A 19648-nucleotide genomic window follows, 5' to 3' on the forward strand; every position below is an offset into this window, starting at 1 on the left:
GCCCGATCGGCTACGCCGCGTGCACCGAGTGCTGCGGATTGCGATCGAGCAGCGCGGAGATATCGCTGCCCGACATCGGCCGGCCGATCAGATAGCCCTGCACCTCGTCGCAGCTGGTCTGGCGCAGATATTCGAGCTGATCGGCGGTCTCGACGCCTTCGGCCACGACGCCGATCTGCAGGTCCTGCGCGAGGCCGATCACCGATTTGACGATCGCGGCGCAATCCGGCTGGGTCAGCATGTCCCGGATGAAGGATTGATCGATCTTGATGCGGCTGAACGGCAGCTTGCGCAGATAAGTCAGCGACGAGAAGCCGGTGCCGAAATCGTCGAGCGCGACCGTCAGGCCGAGCTCGAGCAGCCCGTTCAGGATCGCGGCCGCCGATCCGTATTTCGAGATCAGCATCGATTCGGTGATTTCGATCTCCAGCCGGTTCGGCGCGACATTGGCGTCGGCAAGCGCCTCGACGATCGTCTGCAGGATGCCGACGTTCTGGAACTGGACCGCGGAGAAATTCACCGCGATCCTGATGTCGTCGGGCCAGTGCGACAGCATCGCGCAGGCACGGCGGATCACCCACTCGCCGAGCTGGTGGATCAGTCCGCTCTCCTCGGCGATCGGAATGAAGACGTTCGGCGGGATCAATCCGCGGGTCGGATGCTGCCAGCGCAACAGCGCCTCGAAGCCGGTGACGCGGCCTTTGCGGATGTCGAGGAACGGCTGGTAGACCAGAAACAGCTGGTCCGCCTCGATGGCCTGTTCCAGGTCGTGCTGCAGGGCGCGGCGGTCGCGCGCCGACTGGTCGTCGCTGGCCTCGAAGAAGCAGATGGTGCCGGGACCGGATTTCTTCGCCCGGTACAGCGCGATGTCGACATGCTTGAGCAGTTCGTGGGACGTGTTGCCGTCCCGTGGCGCGAGCCCGATGCCGATGCTGATGGCGCTGGTGATCTCGAATCCGTCGATCGGGAACGGATCGGCAAAGGCCGCGACGAACCGCTCGGCGATCGCGAGCGCATCCTCGGGCCGCGTCAAATTGGACATGATCAGCGCGAACTCGTCGCCGCCGATCCGTGCGACATGTTCGGCCGCGCGCGTGCAGCGCTGCAACCGGGCCGCAAGCTGCACCAGCAGCTCGTCGCCTGCCGGATGGCCGAACCTGTCGTTGATCTCCTTGAGGCGATCGAGATCGAGCAGCAGCACCGCGAATTCCTCGCCCGAGCGCTCCAGCCGGCTCAGCGCGCCATTGAGCGCCTCGTTGAAGGCGACGCGGTTCGGCAGATGCGTCAGCGGATCCTGCCGCACCGTCCGTTCGGCGTCGTGCTGGGCGATGATGCGGCGCCTGAACTCGAATGCGTTGAGGAAGACGCCGCGCAGCAGCACGGAGCCGTAGACCAGGACGAGGACGGCCATCAGGAGATAGATGAAGTCGCCGTCCCTGCCGAGGCAGATCGCGGTGCCGGCGAAGATCGGCCCAGTGAAGGCAATCGCGGCGATCGGGATGGTGGAGAAAGCGAAGGCGCCGCCGGCCAGCATGCCGGCGCAGAGACAGGTGATCACCAATTGTGCGCCGCTCGATGCGCCGGCGAAGAAGGCGACCGGGACGACGCCCCAGGCGGCGCCGAGCGCGAAGGCATTGCGCACCAGCCGGTACATGGTTCGGCGCGATACGAATTGCGGCTTGGCGATGCGGCGCGAGGCGCGGGCCTGCAGGCCGAAGAACAGCGCCGCGCTGCTGACGGCGGCGGCCCACACCAGCGCGAAGGCCCAATCCGGCGATTGCCACAGCGCAGCTGCCAGCACCAGCGCGTTGCAGGCGTTGGCCAGCATGATGCCGAAGGAATAGCCGAGCACGAGCGAAACCTGCTCGGCGCGGATGTGGCCGGCAAGCGCTTCGTCGGTCGGTGGTGCGCCGAAGGCCGCGAGGTCACCCGCGAACAGGGCCGCGAAATATGATCTGAGATCGATACGCATCTCACTACATTGCCTGCGCGTCACCACGTCGCCTGCGTGGTTTGACCATGCGCAGGGACCAAGAATTCTCTGCAAACCTTTGACAAACTATGAACTATTGGAACGAACCGTGCCACGGCGGGCTCACGTTTTGGTTCCCGCCGGCAGGCATTGCTAACAAATCGATAGAAATGCGTGACGGGTGTCACGGACCGGCAGATATTGCCCAGCGCTACGCTGCTTGATCGCCCGCCAGTTTTTCGCAATGAGTTGGGTTCCCGCGAACGGCAAGAACCAGAAGGTGCGCATGAGCCTCCCGATCACGAACCATGATCCCGGGTTTCGGATCACGCGGGCCAGCCACGTCGTGCTGACCGTCCGTGACCTCGCAGCGAGCCGGCGGTTCTATGAGGAGGTGATCGGGCTGATCCTGACCGCGGAGGAGGGCGATGCGCTCTATTTCCGCGGCGTCGAGGAGGCCTGTCATCACAGCCTTGTGTTGCGCAAGGGCGGAGACGCCGTCTGCGCGCGGCTCGGCCTGCGGGTGTTCAGGGATGATGACCTCGACCGGCTCAAGGCCTTCTTCGAAGCGCATGGCTGCGCGGCCGCCTGGGCCGAGGTGCCCTACCAGGGCCGCACGCTGCGGGCGACCGATCCGGCCGGCACGCCGCTCGAGTTCTGCGCGACCATGCCGGTCGAGCCGCGCATGATCACCAAATTCACCCGCCATGCCGGCGGCTCGGCGCTGCGGCTCGATCATTACCAGGTGCTGACGCCGGAGGTGCGCAAGGCGTGCGAGTTCTACACCGCGGCTGGCTTTCGGCTCAGCGAGTATATCGCGCCCGCCGGCACGTTCGATCTGCGCGGGGTGTTCCTGCAGCGCAAAGGCAATCCGCACGACATCGTATTCTTCAACGGCACCGGACCGCGGCTGCATCATTTCGCGTTCCTCGCGCCCGAGGTCCATCATCTGCTGAACGCCTGCGATCTCGCCGGCGAGCTCGGCTATGGCGCCGCCGTCGAACGCGGCCCCGGGCGGCACGGGCCGGGACACGCGATGTATGTCTACATGCGCGATCCCGGCGGGCACCGGGTCGAGCTGTTCAACACGCACTATCAGATCATGGACATCGAGAACGAGCCGATCGGTTGGGACCCGTCTGATCACAAGATATCGTTCCCGTGGGGCCTGCCGGCGCGGCAGGCCTGGTTCGAGGAGGCGACGCCGTTCGAAGGTGTTGCGATCCGCGAGCCGCAAATGAAGCCGAAGCCGTTGACGCTCGAGAGCTACCTCGCGAAGTAGCATGTCGATGTCAGCGAACCCCGGGTATGATCCCCTGTATGACGCGGCCATCGTCGGCCTCGGGCCGGTCGGCGCCATCTTCGCCAACCTGCTCGCGAAAGCCGGCCTGAGCGTCGCGGTCGTCGAGCGCACTGCCGACATCTACGACAAGCCGCGCGCGATCACGCTCGATCACGAGGCGCTGCGCGTGCTGCAGGCGATCGGGCTCGGCGATTTCATGGAGCAGGCGATCGCCCCGCATAACGGCTCGCATTATCTCGGCGTCGACGGCGAGATCATCAAGATCTTCGACCCGATGCCGCCGCCGTATCCGCTCGGCTGGATTCCGAATGTGACCTTCGTGCAGCCCGACGTCGAACAGGCGCTGCGCGACAAGCTCGCCGAATATCCGCAGGCCGACGTTTTCCTTGCGGCCGCCGGCGTGGCGCTGGAGCAGGACGAGCGCGCGGTGACGTTGACCGCGCGGCGCGAGCAAGGCGACGAGTTCCCGATCCGCGCGCGCTATCTGATCGGCTGCGACGGCGCCAACAGTTTTGTGCGCAAGCAACTCGGTATCGGCCTCGACGACCTTGCGTTCGATGAATGGTGGATGGTGGTGGACACGCTGACCAGCGACCCCGCCAAGCGGCCGGCCAGGAGTTTTCAGTACTGCTGGCCGTCGCGGCCGGGCACCTTCGTGCCGGGGCCGCGTAATCTGCGGCGCTGGGAGATCAAGCTGTTGCCGGGCGAGGATCCCGAGGCGTTCGGTGCACCCGACAATGTCGTGACGCTGCTGAAGGGCTTCACCGACATTTCCGACCTCACGATCTGGCGCTCGGCGGTCTATCGCTTCCACGCGCTGCTCGGCCAGCGCTGGCGCGACCGCCGCGTGCTCCTGATGGGCGATGCCGTGCACCAGACGCCGCCGTTCCTCGGCCAGGGGCTGTGCGCCGGCATCCGCGATGCCGTGAACCTTGCCTGGAAGCTGAGGCTGGTTCTCCGTGGCGACGCCGACGAGACGCTGCTCGACAGTTACGAGATCGAGCGCAAGCCGCATGTCCGCGCCGTCGTCGCCAGCGCCAAGGAGTTCGGCAAGATCATCGGTGAACTCGATCCGGCGGTTGCCGCCGAACGCGACGTCCGGCTGCGCGCCGACCTGAAGGCCGGCAAGGCCGAAACCATCCGGCAGAAATTCATCCCCGATCTCGTCTTCGGTCTGATCGCGCCCGATGATGTGCTTGCCGGGCGGCTGTTCGTGCAGCCGCATGTGCGTGCGCCGGACGGGCGGACATGCCGGCTCGACGATCTGCTGAATCCGGAATTTGCGATCGTGACGGCGGCCTCAGAGCCGATGGCGTGGCTGTCGGAGGCGTCCCGTGCCGCCTGGCAGCATCTCGCCGGCGAGCGTGTCGTCATCGCCACGTCAGGTGAAAGCAGCGATACCAACGGCATTCTGAGCGTGGTCGAGCGCGACGAGCTGTTCGCCGACTGGATGCGGCAACATGGCGCCGCCGCGGTGATCGTGCGGCCCGACCGTTACGTGTTCGGTGCCGCCGGCAGCGCCGGCGAGCTCAATATGCTCGTCGGGCACCTGCTCGACGGTCTCGGTGCGAGACGTTCCTCAGTCCCTGCGACATCGATCACTTCTTGATGTCGGCGGCGACCAGCACGCGATGACCGTGCAGCAGCTCCTGCAGGGCCTGCAGGGCAGCGACGCCGCATTGAGTGTCCTGTTCGCCATTGCCGCCGCTCAATCCGATGCCGCCGACCACTTCGTCATCGACGACGATCGGAAAGCCGCCGACGAACACGGCAAATTTTCCGTCAAAACTCCACTGGATGCCGAACGCCTCGTTGCCAGGCAGGGCGGGTCCGTTCGGTGGCTGGTTGAACAGATGGGTGGAACGCTTGTGTCCGGCCGCGGTGAACGCTTTGTTCCAGGCAATCTGCGGGCCGGTGATCCGCGCGCCGTCCATCCGCTCCAGCGCCAGCGGATAGCCGCCGTCGTCGGTCACGCAGACCGTTTCCGCAACGCCGATCTCGGTGGATTTGCGGATCGCGGCCGCGATCATATGGCGGGCTTCGGCAAGCTCAAGTTTGAAAGACTGTCTCATCGCTATCTTCCGGGATTGGAGTGGGCGGTCGACCGCGGCTCAGGTGCCGCGGTAGACCGTCTTGATCTGGGTGTAGAATTCGAGGCCGGTGCGGCCGGATTCGCGGAAGGTAGAGGTGCTCGACCGCTTCAATCCGCCGAACGGCGCGTTGATCAAATTGCCCGTCGTCGTGCGGTTGATCTTCACCGTTCCGGACTGGATGTCATTGGCGAAATCATGCATCGCGCGCGGATTGCGCGTCACGATCGCGGCGGACAGTCCATATTCGCTGGCATTGGCCGTGGCGATCGCGTCAGCGTAGCTGTCGACCTCGATGATCGCGATGACCGGGCCGAAGATCTCCTCGCGCGCGATCGTCATGTCCTGGGTCACGTCGGTGAAGATCGCCGGTGAGACGAAGTACCCGCCGTCATAGCCGGCGCCGCTGAGCCGGTCGCCGCCATGGAGGTGCGTCGCTTCCTTCTTCCCGATTGCGACGTAGCGCAGCACGGTTTCGAGTTGCCTCGCCGTGGCCAGCGGCCCCATCTCCATTCCGCTGGCGAGGCCGCTGCCGATCTTGATCGACTTCACTTTGGTGAGCAGCTTCGCGGTGAACTCGGCCCGCACCTGCTTCATGACCAGGACGCGGCTGGTGCCGGTACAGGCCTGGCCGGCCAGCGACAGCCCGCCTTTGACGGCCAGATCGACCGCCAGATCGATGTCGGCGTCGTCCATGACGATCAGCGGGTTCTTGCCGCCGAGTTCCATCTGCGTGCGGGTCGTGAAGCTGACCGCGCGGCAGATCTGCTCGCCGGCGGAGGTCGACGCCGGTGAAGGAAATCGCGCGAATGACCGGCGGCTCGGTGATCGCAGACCCGATCTCGCCGGCCTTGCCGGTGATGAAGTTGAGCGCGCCGTTCGCCAGACCCGCCGCAATCAGCGCCTCCGCGAGGCGATAGCCGCTGAGCGGCGCATCGGACGACGGCTTGAACACCACCGTGTTGCCGTTGATGAGAGCCGGCGCGATCTTGCGCGCCGGGATGGAAATCGGAAAATTCCAGGGCGTGATCACGGACACGACGCCGAGCGGCTCGCGCAACGTATAGACCGTCATGTCCGCATCGTCGTTCGGAAACACCTCGCCGGTGAGCGACTGCCCCTCGACGGCATAGAACCGCAGGGTCTGCGCCGAGCGCAGCACCTCGTCGCGGGCGAGGCCGAGCGATTTGCCCATTTCCCGCGTCATCTCCCGTGCAATGTGATCTGCGCGCGCCTCGAGATGATCGGCGGCCCGGCTCAGGATCGCGGCGCGTTTGGAGATCGGCGTCCGCCGCCAGCCTTCGAACGCGGCGACCGCGGCATTGACGGCCGCTTGCGCATCGGCGGCGGTCGATTCCTGGAAGCGGCCGACCAGGTCGCTGGTGTCGGCGGGATTGGTGTTCGCGAACAGTCTGCCGGAGGCGGTTGGGATCCGCTCGCCGGCGATCAGGTTCGGGAATTCCTCGATCCCTGCGCTGCCCTCCGCGGAAGGAGGCGCGTTGCGCATCGTCGTTTCAGCTATCGTCACAGGATTCTCCTCAATGCCAGATCAGGACCGCGCAGACGGTCGACACCGCGAGCCCGGTCAATACGGGGACCATCGCGGTCCGCACGATCTGGAAGACGGGGACGCGCGCGAAGCCGGCCACTGCGATCAGCGACGACCAGGCCACCAGGGTGCCGCCGCCGGTCCACACCGCGCCCATCTGGCCGATCGCGGCGAGCGTCGCGGGCTCCATCCCGACCGACGGTGCCAGCGCGCCCGACAGTGAGCCGGTCAGCGGCAAGCCGGCAAAGCCCGAGCCGTCGATGCCGGTGATCATGCCTGATATCAGGATGCCGAAGGCGACGAAGAACTCGTTGCCCGGTATCCAGGCTTGCGCGGTCTGGATCAGTTCGAACAGCAGGCTCGGCGCCTGGGCCACGGGCACGCCGAGGATCGGCGCAGACAGGCTCGGCTCGGCGCCGAGAAAGAAGAAGCCCGCGATCGGCAGCACGGAGCCCATCGCCTTGAATGCGAAGACGAAACCTTCGGTGACGTGGTCGGCGCTGGTGTCGAGGAATCTGCGCAAATCATCGGTGATGAAGGATGCGCAGATCATCAGGATCGCGGCGACGCTGCCAACCAGTGCGGCAGCGTCGCCGCCCTTGAGGTCGTGGCCGATGCCGAGCTTGGCCAGCACCATCACGGCGATGACGCAGAGGAAGGCGAGCGGGGTCGCAACCGCAAAGAATTTCGACTAGCCTTCGCGGCGGGTCGGCACCCGGGAGAGCTCCTTGTCGATCTGCGCCTGGGTCGCCAGCGGCGGCTGGCAGCCGGCGGTGCCGCGCGCGATCTCCGCCTTGTCGAACGTGCCCTCCTGCTCCAGCCGCGCCAATTCGCCGTTGCTCGACTGCGCCTGCCAGCGCTCCAGCAGCCTCTCGTCGGCTTTGGTGATCGATTTGCGGATCGAAAGGTAGGCGAGCGTCAACGCGATGCCGCCGGTGATGAGGGACAGCACCAACGCGCGGTCCGCGACGGTGGCGGCGCTGACGGCGGCGCCGGCCGCCTTGGCGCTGATCCCGGGTGCGACGCCGATCACGTAGTCTGACGACAGCGCCATGCCCTGTCCGGCGATCGCGATCGCAATGGCCCCGCCGAGCGGCGACAGGCCGGCCGCAATCGCAGCCGGCAGCAGCACCGCGGAGACCAGCGGCACTGCCGGCGTCGGCCAGAAGAACAGCGAGATCACATAGGTGATGGCGGCAAGCACGAAGTAGGCGGTGTGTCCGGTCTTCATCACGGCGCGGAACGGCTCGACCATGCGAATGTCCGAGCGCAGCACCTTGAGCGCGTTCAGCAGCGCCGTCATCAACGCGATCACCAGGAAGATGTTGAACAGCTCCTTGGCGGCGGTGAAGCTCGCGTTGAACACGCTGGCGAGTGCCGCGACCGGGCTGTGCGTCCAGGCAAGCGCGACCAGGAGTGTCGCGATCACCGACGGCACCACGACATTGGCGCGCCAGATCATAGTGAGAACGATGACGGCGACGCCGAGCAAATAAACCCAATGTGCGGCGACGATCGGAGCGTGCTGCATGGTTGTTGCTTCCCCCTCTAATGCGACCGGTAATGTATACTGTATTCCGCTATAGCAAGCGCAAATTGCGAGCCGGCGATCCGTTCGTCGCAGCGGGTGGAAGCATCTTCGCCGGCGATTTGTGCAAAAAATGCCTGAAATCTTAGCAATCCTGTGCCAAGGGGCTGGGTGAGATAGAAGACAAGGAACCCTGTCTTCGGTGTTGACAGTCGACATTTTAGTATACAGTATACCGAAATGGCCGGCCAAAATACAACCAATGGCCCGTTGCCGGCCGGCGATTTCTTCACGGCACAGGAGCGCCACGATGCAGAAGCTGATGGATCACGTGGAATGTCGAGCGGCCCTCGAAAATGCCATCAAGGGAAAGAGCGCCAACAAGGCTCCGTTCAGCGTGGCCTGGGCGAGCGGCAAGCTCAGCCGCGCGCATCTCGCGCGCTGGGCCGAGAATCACTACCACTATGTCGGTCCGTTCGCCGACTACCTCGGCTACATCTATGCGCGGATGCCGGAGCAGTATCAGGAAGCCAAGGACTTCCTGCTCGCCAATATGTATGAGGAAGAGATCGGCGGCGACCGTCACACCGATCTGCTGATCCGCTTCGCGGAGGCCTGCGGCACCACCGCGGCGCGGATCAAGAACCCCGACAACATGACGCCGACGACGCGCGGGCTGCAAAGCTGGTGTTATGCGGTCGCGATGCGCGAGGACCCGATCGTCGCCGTGGCCGGCCTCGTGGTCGGTCTGGAGTCGCAGGTCCCCTCGATCTATCGCAAGCAGACGCCGACCCTGCGCGAGAAGTACAAATTCACCGACGAGGAAGTCGAGTTCTTCGACCTTCACATCGTCTCGGACGAGATTCACGGCGAGCGCGGCTATCAGATCGTGCTCGAGCACGCCAATACGGTCGAGCTGCAGCAGCGTTGCCTCAAGATCTGCGAGATCGGCGCACAGATGCGGCTGCTCTATACGACCGCGCTGTACCATGACTATGTCGCGAGCGACATTCCGCTGGCGGAGCTCGATCTTGCCAGCGGCGTCTCCGCTGAAGAACGCGTGCTGTTGCAGGCCTGAGCCGCGGGGAGCAGCGGCGCGATGCCCAACGTCATCTTTCGCCGCAACGGCGAAACCTTTGTCGGCGAGGTCAAGGAGAACACCAATCTCGTCGTCCGCGCCGGTATCCGCCAGTTTCCCTATCCCAATTTCCTTTACGGCTGCGGGATGGGGAAGTGCGGGAAGTGCGCGTCGCTGATCATCAAGGGCGGCGAGCACTTGCCGGAGCCGAATTGGAAGGAAAAGAAGCGCCTCGGCGCCAGGATCGAGCAGGGATATCGCCTCGCCTGCCAGCTCTGGCTCACGCATGACGTTGAACTGTCGCAGGAGGCAGCGCCGCTGGTCGACGTCGTCGCGCCGGTCGGCGCCGCGGTTGGGAGGAGGTGACGGATGTATGTGATACTGACGAGCAAGCCGGGGCAGTTTCGCACCGAGATCACCGGGGGCCTGCGGCCGCTCGCGGCCTATGACTACCTGTTCTACGGCATCAGGAAAGCGACGTTCGTGATTGCCGAGCTGGTCGAGGAGACCAAGGTCAGGGTGATCGACGAGGCCTGGTCGCCGCAGATCGTGAACGAGGTGCCCTCGAAATTCCTCGAGAAGTTCGAGACGCCGGAGCGGGCGCTGAACGAACTCGAGCACCTCATCACATTCGGTCACATGGATACCAAGCTGCGCAAGCGCTGAGCGGATGGCGGGATGATCGAAGTCACGTTTCTGACCAATGGCGGGAAGACCGTCACCGCCGCCGAGAACAGCAATCTGCTGCGCGTCTCGCTGCGCGAGCAGGGCGGCATTCCGTTCAAATGCGGCGGCGGCCTGTGTGGAACCTGCAAATGCCTGATCGAGAAGGGCATCGAGAACACCGATACGATCAAGCCGAAGGAGCGAAAACATCTCACCGACGCGCAGTTCGCCGCCGGCTACCGGATGGCGTGCCAGACCTTTCTCACCGGCAGCGTGAGCGTGTCGTGGGTGCCGAAGGCGGCGGCGCCGGCGGCTCGACCTGTAGCTGTTGACGGCGAATGAGCGCGGCTTGATGGCATGCAGCCGGCGGTCTAAATACGCAACAGCGGTCATTCGGCCAGGACTCTGGCAGCTCGCTGGGCCTCCGGTGTCCATGCATTGAGCGAAGCGCGGCCGGACAGGTCGGTTCATGGCAGGCAAGCTCGGAAGCTCCAAACGTCTCGGCGACGACTACCTCTCCCTCCACGGCAAGGTCATCGAGGAGCTGCGGCAGGCGATCCTGAGCCGGCGGCTGAAGCCCGGCGAGCGGCTGGTCGAGGGCCGCCTCGCCGATGAGCTCGGGGTGTCCCGCAATCCGGTGCGCGAGGCGATTCGCGTGCTGGAGTCGGAGGGGCTCGTCGAGGTGACCGCGCGGCGCGGTGCCTCCGTCATCACGATGAGCGATGAGGAAGCGCGCGAGACGGTCGAAGTCCGCGCGCTGCTCGAGGGACAAAACGCGCGCCTGGCTGCGCGTCGCCGCGAAGAGAGCATCATCAAGCGGATCGCGGCGGTGTTGAAGCAGGGCAACGAGGCGGTCGCGGGACGGCGCTACGACCTGTTGTCGGATCTCAACCAGCAGTTCCACCATGAACTGGCGGAGGCCGGCCGCAACCGCGTGCTGGCGGATCTGCTGAAGCGGCTGCGCGAACGCACGGCGATGCTGTTCTCACCAACAGATCCGGTGCGCCAGGCGCGGACCTGGGATGAGCACGCCGCGATCCTGCGCGCGATCATCGCCGGCGACGAGCGCGCCGCCGCGACGCTTGCCGCCGAGCACGTGATGCGGGCCGGCGCGGATTTTCTCTCCAGCCTCCATGTGCCCGATGAGGAGACCTCGCTGGAGGCGGCGTCGGCGAAATACGGCCTGCCGTCCGGCTCACGCGTGGATCAAACGACGACCAAGCCGGCGCGCCGGAACCAGCAGCGCGCCGCTACGCGTCGGCGAAAGGTGGAGAGCTGAACGCGCCCGCGTTGATAGTTTGCGGCGCGCCGATCCCGCGCTCAAAGGTCCGGTGGTACCGCTGCGGATCGCCGGCCAACTTCTTGACCGTATCCGTCACGCTCGCTACGTCTTTTCCCAATGCCGGGCAGGGGCGCAACCCTGCCGGCCGCGCCGCATGGCCGGGGGAAACCAATGAACAACAACAATCATGGCGCGTCGACCAACGACGTCGCCGAGTATGATTACGTCATCGTCGGCGCCGGCTCGGCCGGCTGTGTGCTTGCCAACCGCCTGAGTGCCGACGGCAAGCATTCGGTGCTGCTGCTCGAGGCCGGGCCGAAGGACACCAACATCTGGATCCATGTCCCGCTCGGCTACGGCAAGCTGTTCAAGGAAAAATCCGTCAACTGGATGTACCAGACCGAGCCTGAGCCCGGTCTGAATGGACGGCAAGTGTTCCAGCCGCGCGGAAAAGTGCTCGGCGGTTCCAGCTCGATCAACGGCCTGCTCTATGTGCGCGGCCAGCATGAAGACTATGACCGCTGGCGGCAGCGCGGCAATGCCGGCTGGGGTTTTGACGACGTGCTGCCCTACTTCAGGAAGGCCGAGGATCAGCAGCGCGGCGGCGACAAATATCACGGCGCCGGCGGCCCGCTGCCGGTGTCGGACTGGCGGCATCACGATCCGCTGTCGGAAGCCTTCGTGCATGCCGCGGCCGAGGTCGGCATCCCGACCAATCCGGATTTCAACGGCGCGACCCAGGAGGGCGCGGGCTTCTTCCAGACCACGACGCGGCGCGGCCGGCGCTGACCCGCGGCAATCTGCATGTCGAGACCTCGGCGCTGGCGCAACGCATCCTGTTCGATGGCAAACGCGCGAGCGGCGTCGCCTACAAGCAGAACGGACAGTTGCGCACGGCCAAGGCGCGCAAGGAGGTGCTGGTGTCGAGCGGCGCGTACAATTCGCCGCAATTGCTGCAGCTCTCCGGCATCGGCCCCGCCGATCTGTTGAAACAGCATGGCATCGAGGTTCTGCTCGATGCGCCCGGTGTCGGTAACGATTTGCAGGATCACATGCAGGTGCGCATCGTCACGCGCTGCGCCCAGACCGTCACGCTGAACGACGTCATCAACAATCCGGTGCGCCGCGTCATGGCCGGCCTGCGCTACGCGACGTTGCGCAAGGGGCCGCTGACGATTGCCGCCGGCACCTCGGGTGCGTTCTTCAAGACCAGTCCGCGGCTGGCGTCGCCCGACATCCAGATCCACTTCCTGCCGTTCTCGACCGACAAGATGGGCGAGAAGCTGCATCCGTTCTCGGGCTTCACGGCGTCGGTCTGTCAGCTGCGCCCGGAGAGCCGCGGCTCGCTGAAGATCCGGAGCGCGGACCCGAGCGTGCCGCCGGAAATCCGCATCAACTACCTGGCGACCGAGACTGATCGCCGCGCCTTCATCGACGGCATCCGCATCCTGCGCAAGATCCTGGCCGCGCCGGCGCTGAAGTCCTACTCGGTCGGCGAGGTCGATCCCGGCGCCAAGGTGGTGAGCGACGATGATCTGCTCGATTTCTGCCGCCGTACCGGCAGCACCGTCTATCATCCGACCTCGACCTGCCGGATGGGCAACGATGCGCTCGCGGTCGTCGATCAGCGGCTCAAGGTGCGCGGTGTCGAGGGCCTGCGCGTGGTCGATGCGTCCGTCATGCCGGACCTGATGTCGGGCAACACCAACGCGCCGACGATCATGATTGCGGAGAAGGCGTCGGACATGATTTTGGAGGATGCAAGGTAAGATGTGATCCGTCATCCTGAGGGGCGCGTAGCGCGTCTCGAAGGATGCACGGCCACAGACGGGCCGTCGACCCTTCGAGACGACCGCTGCGCGGTCTCCTCAGGGTGACGGTGACAAAGTGGGCTGCGAGCCGCTAACCCGGGCCACGAGGCTTCACCCCTTATACGCGCGCACCCGTGCGACCATCTGCTCGACATGGGCGATCGGCGTCTCCTGCAGGATGCCGTGACCGAGGTTGAAGATCAGTCGCCCCTTGCCGAAATTCTCCAGCACATCGTCGACCGCGCGGTCGAGCGCGGCGCCGCCGGCAATCAGGGCCAGCGGATCGAGATTGCCCTGCACCGCGACGCGGCTCTGGACGCGCTCGCGGATCATCGACGGCTCCGCGGCCCAGTCGATCGAGACGGCATCGACGCCGGTTTGCTCGACATAGGCCGGCAGCATGCCTGCCGCGCCGCGCGGGAAGCCGATGATCCGGGCACCGGGGACCTGCTTGCGCACCCCGGCAACGATGCGCCGGGTCGGCTCGATTGACCAGCGGGCGAACTCGCGCGGCGGCAGCACGCCGGCCCAGGTGTCGAAGATCTGCAGGCAGTCGGCGCCGGCCTTGAGCTGGCCGACGAGGTAGTGGATCGAGTTCTCGACCAGGACGTCGATGATTTTGGCGAAGGCGTCCGGATGGCGGTAGGCGAGCATCCGCGCCGGCGCCTGGTCCGGGGTACCCTGTCCGGCCACCATGTAGGTCGCAACCGTCCATGGCGCGCCGCAGAAGCCGATCAGCGTGATCTCGGGCGCAAGCTCGCGCCGGACGCGGCGCAGGGTTTCAAAGACCGGCTCGAGTTGGTCGAAATTGGCCTCGGTTGCGAGCGTCGCGATCTCGCCGGGGGTTGCCAGCGGATCGAGCCGCGGCCCTTCGCCGGCCTCGAAGCGCACCGAGCGGCCGAGCGCATAGGGGATCACCAGGATGTCGGAGAAGATGATCGCGGCGTCGAAGTTGAACCGGCGGATCGGCTGCAGCGTGATCTCGGTGGCGAATTCGGGCGTGAAGCAGAGATCGAGGAAGCCGCCGGCCTTGGCGCGCAGCTCGCGATATTCCGGCAGATAGCGGCCGGCCTGCCGCATCATCCAGAGCGGCGGTACGGCTTGCCGGTGGCCCGACAGGAGGTCGATGAGCGGCTTCTTGGTGGGATCCTGGGGCACGCGAAAGTTCCTGATCAAGGTCCAAATTTGGCCCCTGATACACGCTGCGGCGCAATGGGCCAAGGCGATACTCAAGCCGGTTCTGGAACCCCGGCTTGCGGAGGCGCGTTGCACGGCGGGGCTGGAGGATACTTTCCCGGCCTCCGATCCGGTCAGCGCCACGCAACCCGCGTCGTCGAAGCACGACGGCAATCCGGACAATTAGCTGGTAAATCCCAGCGATTGCTAACCACGATGCGAACGGGTTCAGTTATCCGAGGAGCGGCTCACCGCGCAGCGGCGGCTCGAAGCGCACGCGTGACATGTTTGCGGGCGGCCTCGATCAGCGAACCGCCCGCATATCGCGATGCCCTGGAACAGCTAGACCGGGCCGCCTTCGGGGCGCTGGACCCGCTCGAATTCGAAGGTCACGCCGAGCCGGCGCTCCAGGCGCCAGACCAGAATGCAGTGCCGCGGGATCGGTTCGCTCTCGATCTCGAGATCGAACGCGAACGGAATTGCGACATCGCCTTCGACAGCGAGCCCCGCGCCGCCGGTCGAGATGTTGAGCACAAGGCATCCGACGCTGGTGTTGCGGAAGAAGATCGTTCCGCGCTTCATCAGGGGCGTTCGCTGGCTGTCGGTCTTGTATCTTCTTATTGTTGCACTCACGGCAGTCTCCTACCCCCGATGTGATGCCGGCTCGCGATCGTCTCCCCGGAGAACGCTCTAGTTCACCAGCACGGCGCCGTCGCAGCGGATGCCCAGCACCCAGACGTCGACCTGGCCGAGCCCGATGCCGAGCGTCGAGAGCAGGGACGCCAGCACCTGATCGATCGGGCTCGTCACGCCATTCAGGATGCCCATGACGAGCGCGCCCAGTCCCGGGACCGGAAGCCCGAGCGGGCCGACGTTGATGGTGAGCGAGAGGTCGCCGAGCAGGCTTGAGGTGAGCGACGTGAGGAAGTTGGTCGTCGTCACCGTCTTCTTCGTCCCGGACTGGATGTCGCTGTAGCTGAAATTGACGTTGGTCGGCGTGGTGTTGCCCATGCCGACATGGGCGCGGCCGGTGACGGTGATGAGACCAAGATTGACCAGCAGCGCGGGTGGCGGATTGGGCTTGGTCGTGAAGTTGGTCATGTCGGCAACGGTGACGTTGCCGATCCAGGCGTCGACGATCCCCGGCGTCACGCCGATCGTGACCTGCGAGGTGTTGATGTTCGGATGGCCGCACGACACCGTGTTGAGCGTCGCGGTGCCCGAGGCGACCTCGACATAGACCGGGAGGTTGATCGCCGAAACGCTGCCGGAGCCGAGCACATTGACCGTCGCCAGGATCCTGGTCTGCGCGGTGTGGACGCTCACGCCCTGGGTGCCCATCGCGATCCAGCTCGAGCCGACCGGACGCTCGCCGACCGTCGCGATCACGGACACGTTGGCGATACCGGGCAGCCCGAAATTGACCGAGGTTGCGATCTGATTGCTGCCGTTGGCGATCTGCGCGACAGTGTTGATGAGGTCGAAAACCGAAACGCTGGCGCCGACCTTCGGTTTCTGGCCCACCGTCAGGTTGGCAAATGGGCCGAGGTCGATCAGGGTGCCCGGCGAAACCTTGGTTGAAGAGCCGGTGACGGCCTGGGAGATCGTCGACAGCGCGGTCGTCGCCGCGTTCGCGCCGTTGGTGATCTGCTGTGTGGTCAGCGCCGCCGCCATGAGATCGCTGACCTTGACGTTGCTGCTCAAGAGGTCGCTATAGGTGACGCCGGTCAGGTTGATCCGGGTCGCCAGCGCCGACAGGAAGTCGAGTGCGTCGATCTTGGCGCTGATCAGCGAATTGTAATCCATCACCGAGAGCGACAGTGTGGTGCCGAGCATCGAGCCGAGCAGCGCATTGATCACGCCGCCATTGACCGAGAGCAGCCGCGAGCCGATCTCGAACGTGGCCATTTCGGTCGATGTCGCGGTGGCGGTCGTCGTGATGTTGAAGCTGCTCGCGCCGGTGATATAGCGCGCGAAGTAGAGCGGGGTCTTGGTCGTCAACGTGACGCGCGCGGCGTTCGGAATGCCGACCGCAGGGGTCACGAAGCGGGACTGCGGCGCGACGGCGCTGTTGGCGACGTAGGTCCCGGTCTCGACCTTGACCAGTGCGCTGGCCGGATAGTTGTTCTGCGTCACCGTCGCGGAGGCGGCGTTGACCGGATTGCTCAGATTGGCGGCAGCGACGATCGCGGCGAGGTCGGCGGTGCTCTGGGTCTTGCGCCGGTCGGCGAAGATCGTGCCGAGATCGATGGCAAGCCCGGCGCACCCGATCAGGAGCGTCATCAGGCCGGCCGAGATCATCGCGAAGTTTCCTCGTTCGTCGGCGCCGAAGCGCCGCATCAGCATGAGGATGCCGCTCATGCTAGAAGCCCCCGTACTGGATCGCAGCGGAGCGGACGATGGTGCTCGCCGGTGCCGGGACGAAAGGCAGCTTGTAGATGAAGTTGCCGGCCGCGTTGTAGTTGACCGTCACGACGTAGACGTTGGAGTTCAATGGGGACGGTGCGGCATTGACGGTGAGATTGCTGGCCACGAGCAGCGGGTAGGTCGATGCGTTGGCGGTGACGTAGTTCGTCGCGAGGCTGTTGCGTTCTGTGTCGGTAATTCCGGCGATCGACGACCGCGCCGCTTCGGCGGCGAGCTGCTGGACGCCATGCACCATCGCGAGATACGAACCGAATACAATGATGCCGAAAATGAAGGCGAGAAACAGCGGCAGCATCAGCGCAAATTCGACAGCAGAAGCGCCGCTTCGACACCGAAATAACCTGGTCATGGCACACCTCGAAACGCAATCTAGGGCGCCACGTTGCGAGGCTTTGATTAAGGAAAACTATGAAAACGCTTCCGCGAATCAGGGACGTCAATTCGGATCAATGGGAGCGTTCAAACTTATTGGGTGGGCGACACGTTATGGGGCGATCAGAATCTTTGATGCCGTGTCCGCAGAAATCCGGGGTCCGATGGTGTCGAGGTGCTGCGTGCGGGTGCAGATGCAGTCATCCGATACCGTAGCACTACGTGGCAATGCACGTAACAATACATAAGACCAGCAATTTCAATAGCATCGCGGCAAATTGAAACTAAACGAAAGTGCAACCAAATGTTAGTATAGCTGAATCACATACTGGAGAACGTATTTGCGTCCCGTGCTGAGATTGGAGGGCTCGCGATGCACAGACCACGTCAGCATTTGAATATTCCTACAGAGATCGTTCGCACCGTCGTTGCGATCGCAGAGACGGGAAGTCTATCGAAGGCCGGCGAGCGTCTCGGCCTCAGCCAGCCGGCGATCAGTTCGCAGGTCAAGCGACTGCAGAGCCTGGTCGGCGGCGCGCTCTTCGTCAGAACGGCGAACGGCACCACGACGACGGAGCTCGGCAAGGTTGCCGTGCAGCAGGCAAGGCGAATCCTCGAAGCGAACGACCAACTGCTTCGGCTCGGCGGCAATCACGAAGGACCGCAGCCGCTGCGGCTCGGAATAAGCACGATGCTCGCCGAGGAATTCCTCAAGCTGCATCCGGCCGACGCACTCGCCGACGTTCTGCTTCACGCCGACATGTCGCCGATCGTCATCCGAGGACTGATCGACGGCTACATCGACATCGCCTTCGTCTACAGCAACCCCTCGCTGGAGAACGAAGACGAGGTGACGATCGCCGCCGAGGCCGACGAGCGTTCGGTGTGGGTACGATCACGCGATTTTGTCCTGCGGCCGGGCGCTCCGATCCCGATCCTGGCGTGGCCGGGTGACGACTGGATGATCCGGACGCTCACCAAGCACAACATCACGTACAAGATCGTGTTCAGGAGCCCGAACCACCAGCTGCGACTGGACGCCGCACGGGCCGGATACGGCCTGACGGCATGCCCCGAGCGGATGATCCCGTCCTCGCTGATTTCGGCGAAGGACTATTATCTCCCGGAGCTTCCGGTGCAGAAGCGCCTGCTGTGTGTTCGCCCGGGTCTCGAGGGAAGCCGCGCGACGGCGATGGTGCAGCGGTTGTCCAGCCTGTTCTTCAGCGGCGCGAAGCCGATGCGTCAGGTGAGCAACATGTAATCCGGCGCCGCCGGGCTCCGGCGGCACCGATCAGTAGTGCGGTGGGCGCTCGTTGGCGGGGCCCGGCGCCTGGCGTTCGGCCTCCTGAAGCCGGTCGCGCAACTCGGCGAGCTGGCGTGTCAGCGCGTCGATCTGCTTCCATTGTGCCGTGATGGTCTGGTTCAGCGTCTCGATGGCTTCGTCCTGGTAGGTCAGGCGGACCTCCAGCGCATCGATCCGTTCGCTCAGCTTTGCCGCGTCATTCATGCACGGCATCCTCGTGCCCACGCGCGCGCAGGCCGTGGCCGAGCGCGACCCGTTCGTCGAACACAAAGCAGTCGCCGCGCCAGCGGCTGTCTTGCCGGGGCGTTTCCTCGAGATATTTCAGGATGCCGCCCTTGAGGTGATAGACCTCGCTGAAGCCTTGCGCGAGCAGATAGGCGCTGGCCTTCTCGCAGCGGATGCCGCCGGTGCAGAACATGGCAATCCTGCGGTGCTTCGCGGGATCGAGCTGCCGCGCGGCAAATTCCTTGAACTGTCCGAAGCTCGCGATTTTCGGATTGCCCGCGCCTTCGAAACTGCCCATCGCGACCTCGAACGCGTTGCGGGTGTCGAGCACCATGATGTCGGGCGAGGCGATGAGTTCGTTCCAGTCGGCGGCGTCGACATAGGTGCCGACCTGCCGCGTCGGATCGACGGTCGTGTCGCCGAGCGTCACGATCTCCTTCTTCAGCCGCACCTCAAGCCGCTGGAACGGCATCTGCGCGGCTTCGGAGAATTTCAGCTCGAGGTTGTCGAGGCGACCGCCGAACAGCGGCCCGTCCTTGAGCTCCGCGACGAGGCCATCGATGGCTTCGTCGCTGCCGGCGATGGTGCCGTTGATGCCCTCATGCGCGAGCAGCACGCTGCCCTTCAGATCGAGGTCGGTGCAGAGCGCGCGCAGCGGCTCGCGCAGGGCGCGGAAATCGGGCAGCGCGGCGAACTGGTAGAAGGCGACGACCTTGAGCGGCATGGCCGGGGTTTATCAGGCCGGCTAGATCGGCGAAACCCCGCAAAGCCATGCATTATCGGGATAATTCCTCTGGCATACCATGCATTGCCCTGCCGGGGATGAATGTGCCATGTACTCCGCATCCCCTTGGCATCCACCCGCC

Annotated in this window: 20 protein-coding genes and 2 pseudogenes; 10 read left to right on the top strand and 12 right to left on the bottom strand. The window is 64.9% G+C overall.

What is annotated here, in order from left to right; translation table 11 throughout:
* Positions 1-10 precede the first annotated feature (10 nt).
* The gene (locus ACVIGA_RS30920; RefSeq protein ID WP_456668980.1) at positions 11-1972 is read right to left on the bottom strand and encodes a putative bifunctional diguanylate cyclase/phosphodiesterase; all 1962 of its coding nucleotides are present in this window, start codon (positions 1970-1972) and stop codon (positions 11-13) included.
* Positions 1973-2258: 286 nt separating this feature from the next.
* Between ACVIGA_RS30920 and ACVIGA_RS30925 the strand changes: the two genes are divergently transcribed.
* Positions 2259-3254, top strand: a complete 996-nt coding sequence (locus ACVIGA_RS30925) for a VOC family protein (protein WP_456668981.1) — start codon at positions 2259-2261, stop codon at positions 3252-3254.
* Position 3255: 1 nt separating this feature from the next.
* Positions 3256-4884, top strand: coding sequence for a bifunctional 3-(3-hydroxy-phenyl)propionate/3-hydroxycinnamic acid hydroxylase MhpA (gene mhpA / locus ACVIGA_RS30930; protein ID WP_456668982.1), 1629 nt, complete (start codon positions 3256-3258; stop codon positions 4882-4884).
* Here mhpA and ACVIGA_RS30935 read toward each other — a convergent pair.
* From ACVIGA_RS30935 to ACVIGA_RS30955, 5 genes and pseudogenes are all read right to left on the bottom strand, one after another.
* A complete protein-coding gene (locus ACVIGA_RS30935; protein ID WP_456668983.1) occupies positions 4874-5347 on the bottom strand; it encodes a GlcG/HbpS family heme-binding protein in 474 nt (157 codons plus the stop codon). The genes mhpA and ACVIGA_RS30935 overlap by 11 nt on opposite strands.
* Positions 5348-5386: 39 nt before the next feature.
* Positions 5387-6262, bottom strand: coding sequence for an aldehyde dehydrogenase family protein (locus tag ACVIGA_RS30940; protein ID WP_456668984.1), 876 nt, complete (start codon positions 6260-6262; stop codon positions 5387-5389).
* Positions 6165-6872: pseudogene (locus ACVIGA_RS30945) on the bottom strand (aldehyde dehydrogenase family protein); the annotation flags it as partial. The pseudogene ACVIGA_RS30945 and the gene ACVIGA_RS30940, both read right to left, overlap by 98 nt.
* Positions 6873-6903: 31 nt before the next feature.
* Complete coding sequence (locus ACVIGA_RS30950; RefSeq protein ID WP_456668985.1) at positions 6904-7554, bottom strand: hypothetical protein; 651 nt, start codon at positions 7552-7554, stop codon at positions 6904-6906.
* A 51-nt stretch (positions 7555-7605) separates the two neighbouring features.
* Positions 7606-8445, bottom strand: coding sequence for a hypothetical protein (locus ACVIGA_RS30955; RefSeq protein ID WP_456668986.1), 840 nt, complete (start codon positions 8443-8445; stop codon positions 7606-7608).
* Positions 8446-8752: 307 nt separating this feature from the next.
* Here ACVIGA_RS30955 and ACVIGA_RS30960 point away from each other — a divergent pair, with 307 nt between their 5' ends.
* From ACVIGA_RS30960 to ACVIGA_RS30985, 6 genes and pseudogenes are all read left to right on the top strand, one after another.
* Positions 8753-9520, top strand: coding sequence for a TenA family transcriptional regulator (locus ACVIGA_RS30960; protein WP_456668987.1), 768 nt, complete (start codon positions 8753-8755; stop codon positions 9518-9520).
* 21 nt (positions 9521-9541) lie between these two features.
* Positions 9542-9886, top strand: a complete 345-nt coding sequence (locus ACVIGA_RS30965; RefSeq protein ID WP_456668988.1) for a 2Fe-2S iron-sulfur cluster-binding protein — start codon at positions 9542-9544, stop codon at positions 9884-9886.
* A 3-nt stretch (positions 9887-9889) separates the two neighbouring features.
* Complete coding sequence (locus ACVIGA_RS30970; RefSeq protein ID WP_456668989.1) at positions 9890-10186, top strand: ferredoxin; 297 nt, start codon at positions 9890-9892, stop codon at positions 10184-10186.
* Between the two features lie 12 nt (positions 10187-10198).
* Positions 10199-10528, top strand: coding sequence for a 2Fe-2S iron-sulfur cluster-binding protein (locus ACVIGA_RS30975; RefSeq protein ID WP_456668990.1), 330 nt, complete (start codon positions 10199-10201; stop codon positions 10526-10528).
* Positions 10529-10655: 127 nt separating this feature from the next.
* Positions 10656-11465: a GntR family transcriptional regulator gene (locus ACVIGA_RS30980; RefSeq protein ID WP_456668991.1), complete on the top strand. Its 810-nt coding sequence runs from the start codon at positions 10656-10658 to the stop codon at positions 11463-11465.
* Positions 11466-11639: 174 nt separating this feature from the next.
* A pseudogene (locus ACVIGA_RS30985) lies at positions 11640-13237 on the top strand (GMC family oxidoreductase).
* 153 nt (positions 13238-13390) lie between these two features.
* Here the strand turns inward: ACVIGA_RS30985 and hemE are convergent.
* Entirely contained in the window at positions 13391-14437 is a 1047-nt protein-coding gene (gene hemE, locus ACVIGA_RS30990; protein WP_223969501.1) for a uroporphyrinogen decarboxylase, read from the bottom strand.
* Here hemE and ACVIGA_RS30995 point away from each other — a divergent pair.
* Positions 14406-14642, top strand: coding sequence for a hypothetical protein (locus ACVIGA_RS30995; protein ID WP_456668992.1), 237 nt, complete (start codon positions 14406-14408; stop codon positions 14640-14642). The genes hemE and ACVIGA_RS30995 overlap by 32 nt on opposite strands.
* A gap of 155 nt (positions 14643-14797) precedes the next feature.
* Here the strand turns inward: ACVIGA_RS30995 and ACVIGA_RS31000 are convergent, their stop codons facing one another.
* Genes ACVIGA_RS31000 through ACVIGA_RS31010 form a run of 3 tightly spaced genes read right to left on the bottom strand, consistent with a single transcriptional unit; the run spans position 14798 to position 17231 of the window.
* Positions 14798-15088 carry a PilZ domain-containing protein gene (locus tag ACVIGA_RS31000; RefSeq protein WP_223969500.1) on the bottom strand — a complete coding sequence of 97 codons (291 nt, stop codon included), beginning with the start codon at positions 15086-15088 and terminating at the stop codon, positions 14798-14800.
* 57 nt (positions 15089-15145) lie between these two features.
* Entirely contained in the window at positions 15146-16816 is a 1671-nt protein-coding gene (locus tag ACVIGA_RS31005) for a pilus assembly protein TadG-related protein (RefSeq protein WP_456668993.1), read from the bottom strand.
* A gap of 1 nt (position 16817) precedes the next feature.
* Positions 16818-17231, bottom strand: a complete 414-nt coding sequence (locus tag ACVIGA_RS31010; protein WP_456668994.1) for a TadE/TadG family type IV pilus assembly protein — start codon at positions 17229-17231, stop codon at positions 16818-16820.
* 396 nt (positions 17232-17627) lie between these two features.
* On the opposite strand from ACVIGA_RS31010, the gene ACVIGA_RS31015 reads away from it, so the two are divergent.
* The gene (locus tag ACVIGA_RS31015) at positions 17628-18515 is read left to right on the top strand and encodes a LysR family transcriptional regulator (protein ID WP_223969497.1); all 888 of its coding nucleotides are present in this window, start codon (positions 17628-17630) and stop codon (positions 18513-18515) included.
* A gap of 30 nt (positions 18516-18545) precedes the next feature.
* Here ACVIGA_RS31015 and ACVIGA_RS31020 read toward each other — a convergent pair whose 3' ends face one another.
* Both ACVIGA_RS31020 and trhO read right to left on the bottom strand, forming a co-directional pair.
* Positions 18546-18761: a SlyX family protein gene (locus tag ACVIGA_RS31020; protein ID WP_050401697.1), complete on the bottom strand. Its 216-nt coding sequence runs from the start codon at positions 18759-18761 to the stop codon at positions 18546-18548.
* Positions 18754-19506: an oxygen-dependent tRNA uridine(34) hydroxylase TrhO gene (trhO, locus tag ACVIGA_RS31025; protein WP_456668995.1), complete on the bottom strand. Its 753-nt coding sequence runs from the start codon at positions 19504-19506 to the stop codon at positions 18754-18756. The genes ACVIGA_RS31020 and trhO overlap by 8 nt, the downstream gene beginning before the upstream one ends.
* Positions 19507-19648: the final 142 nt, after the last annotated feature.

The organism is Bradyrhizobium sp. USDA 3240 (assembly GCF_054063295.1).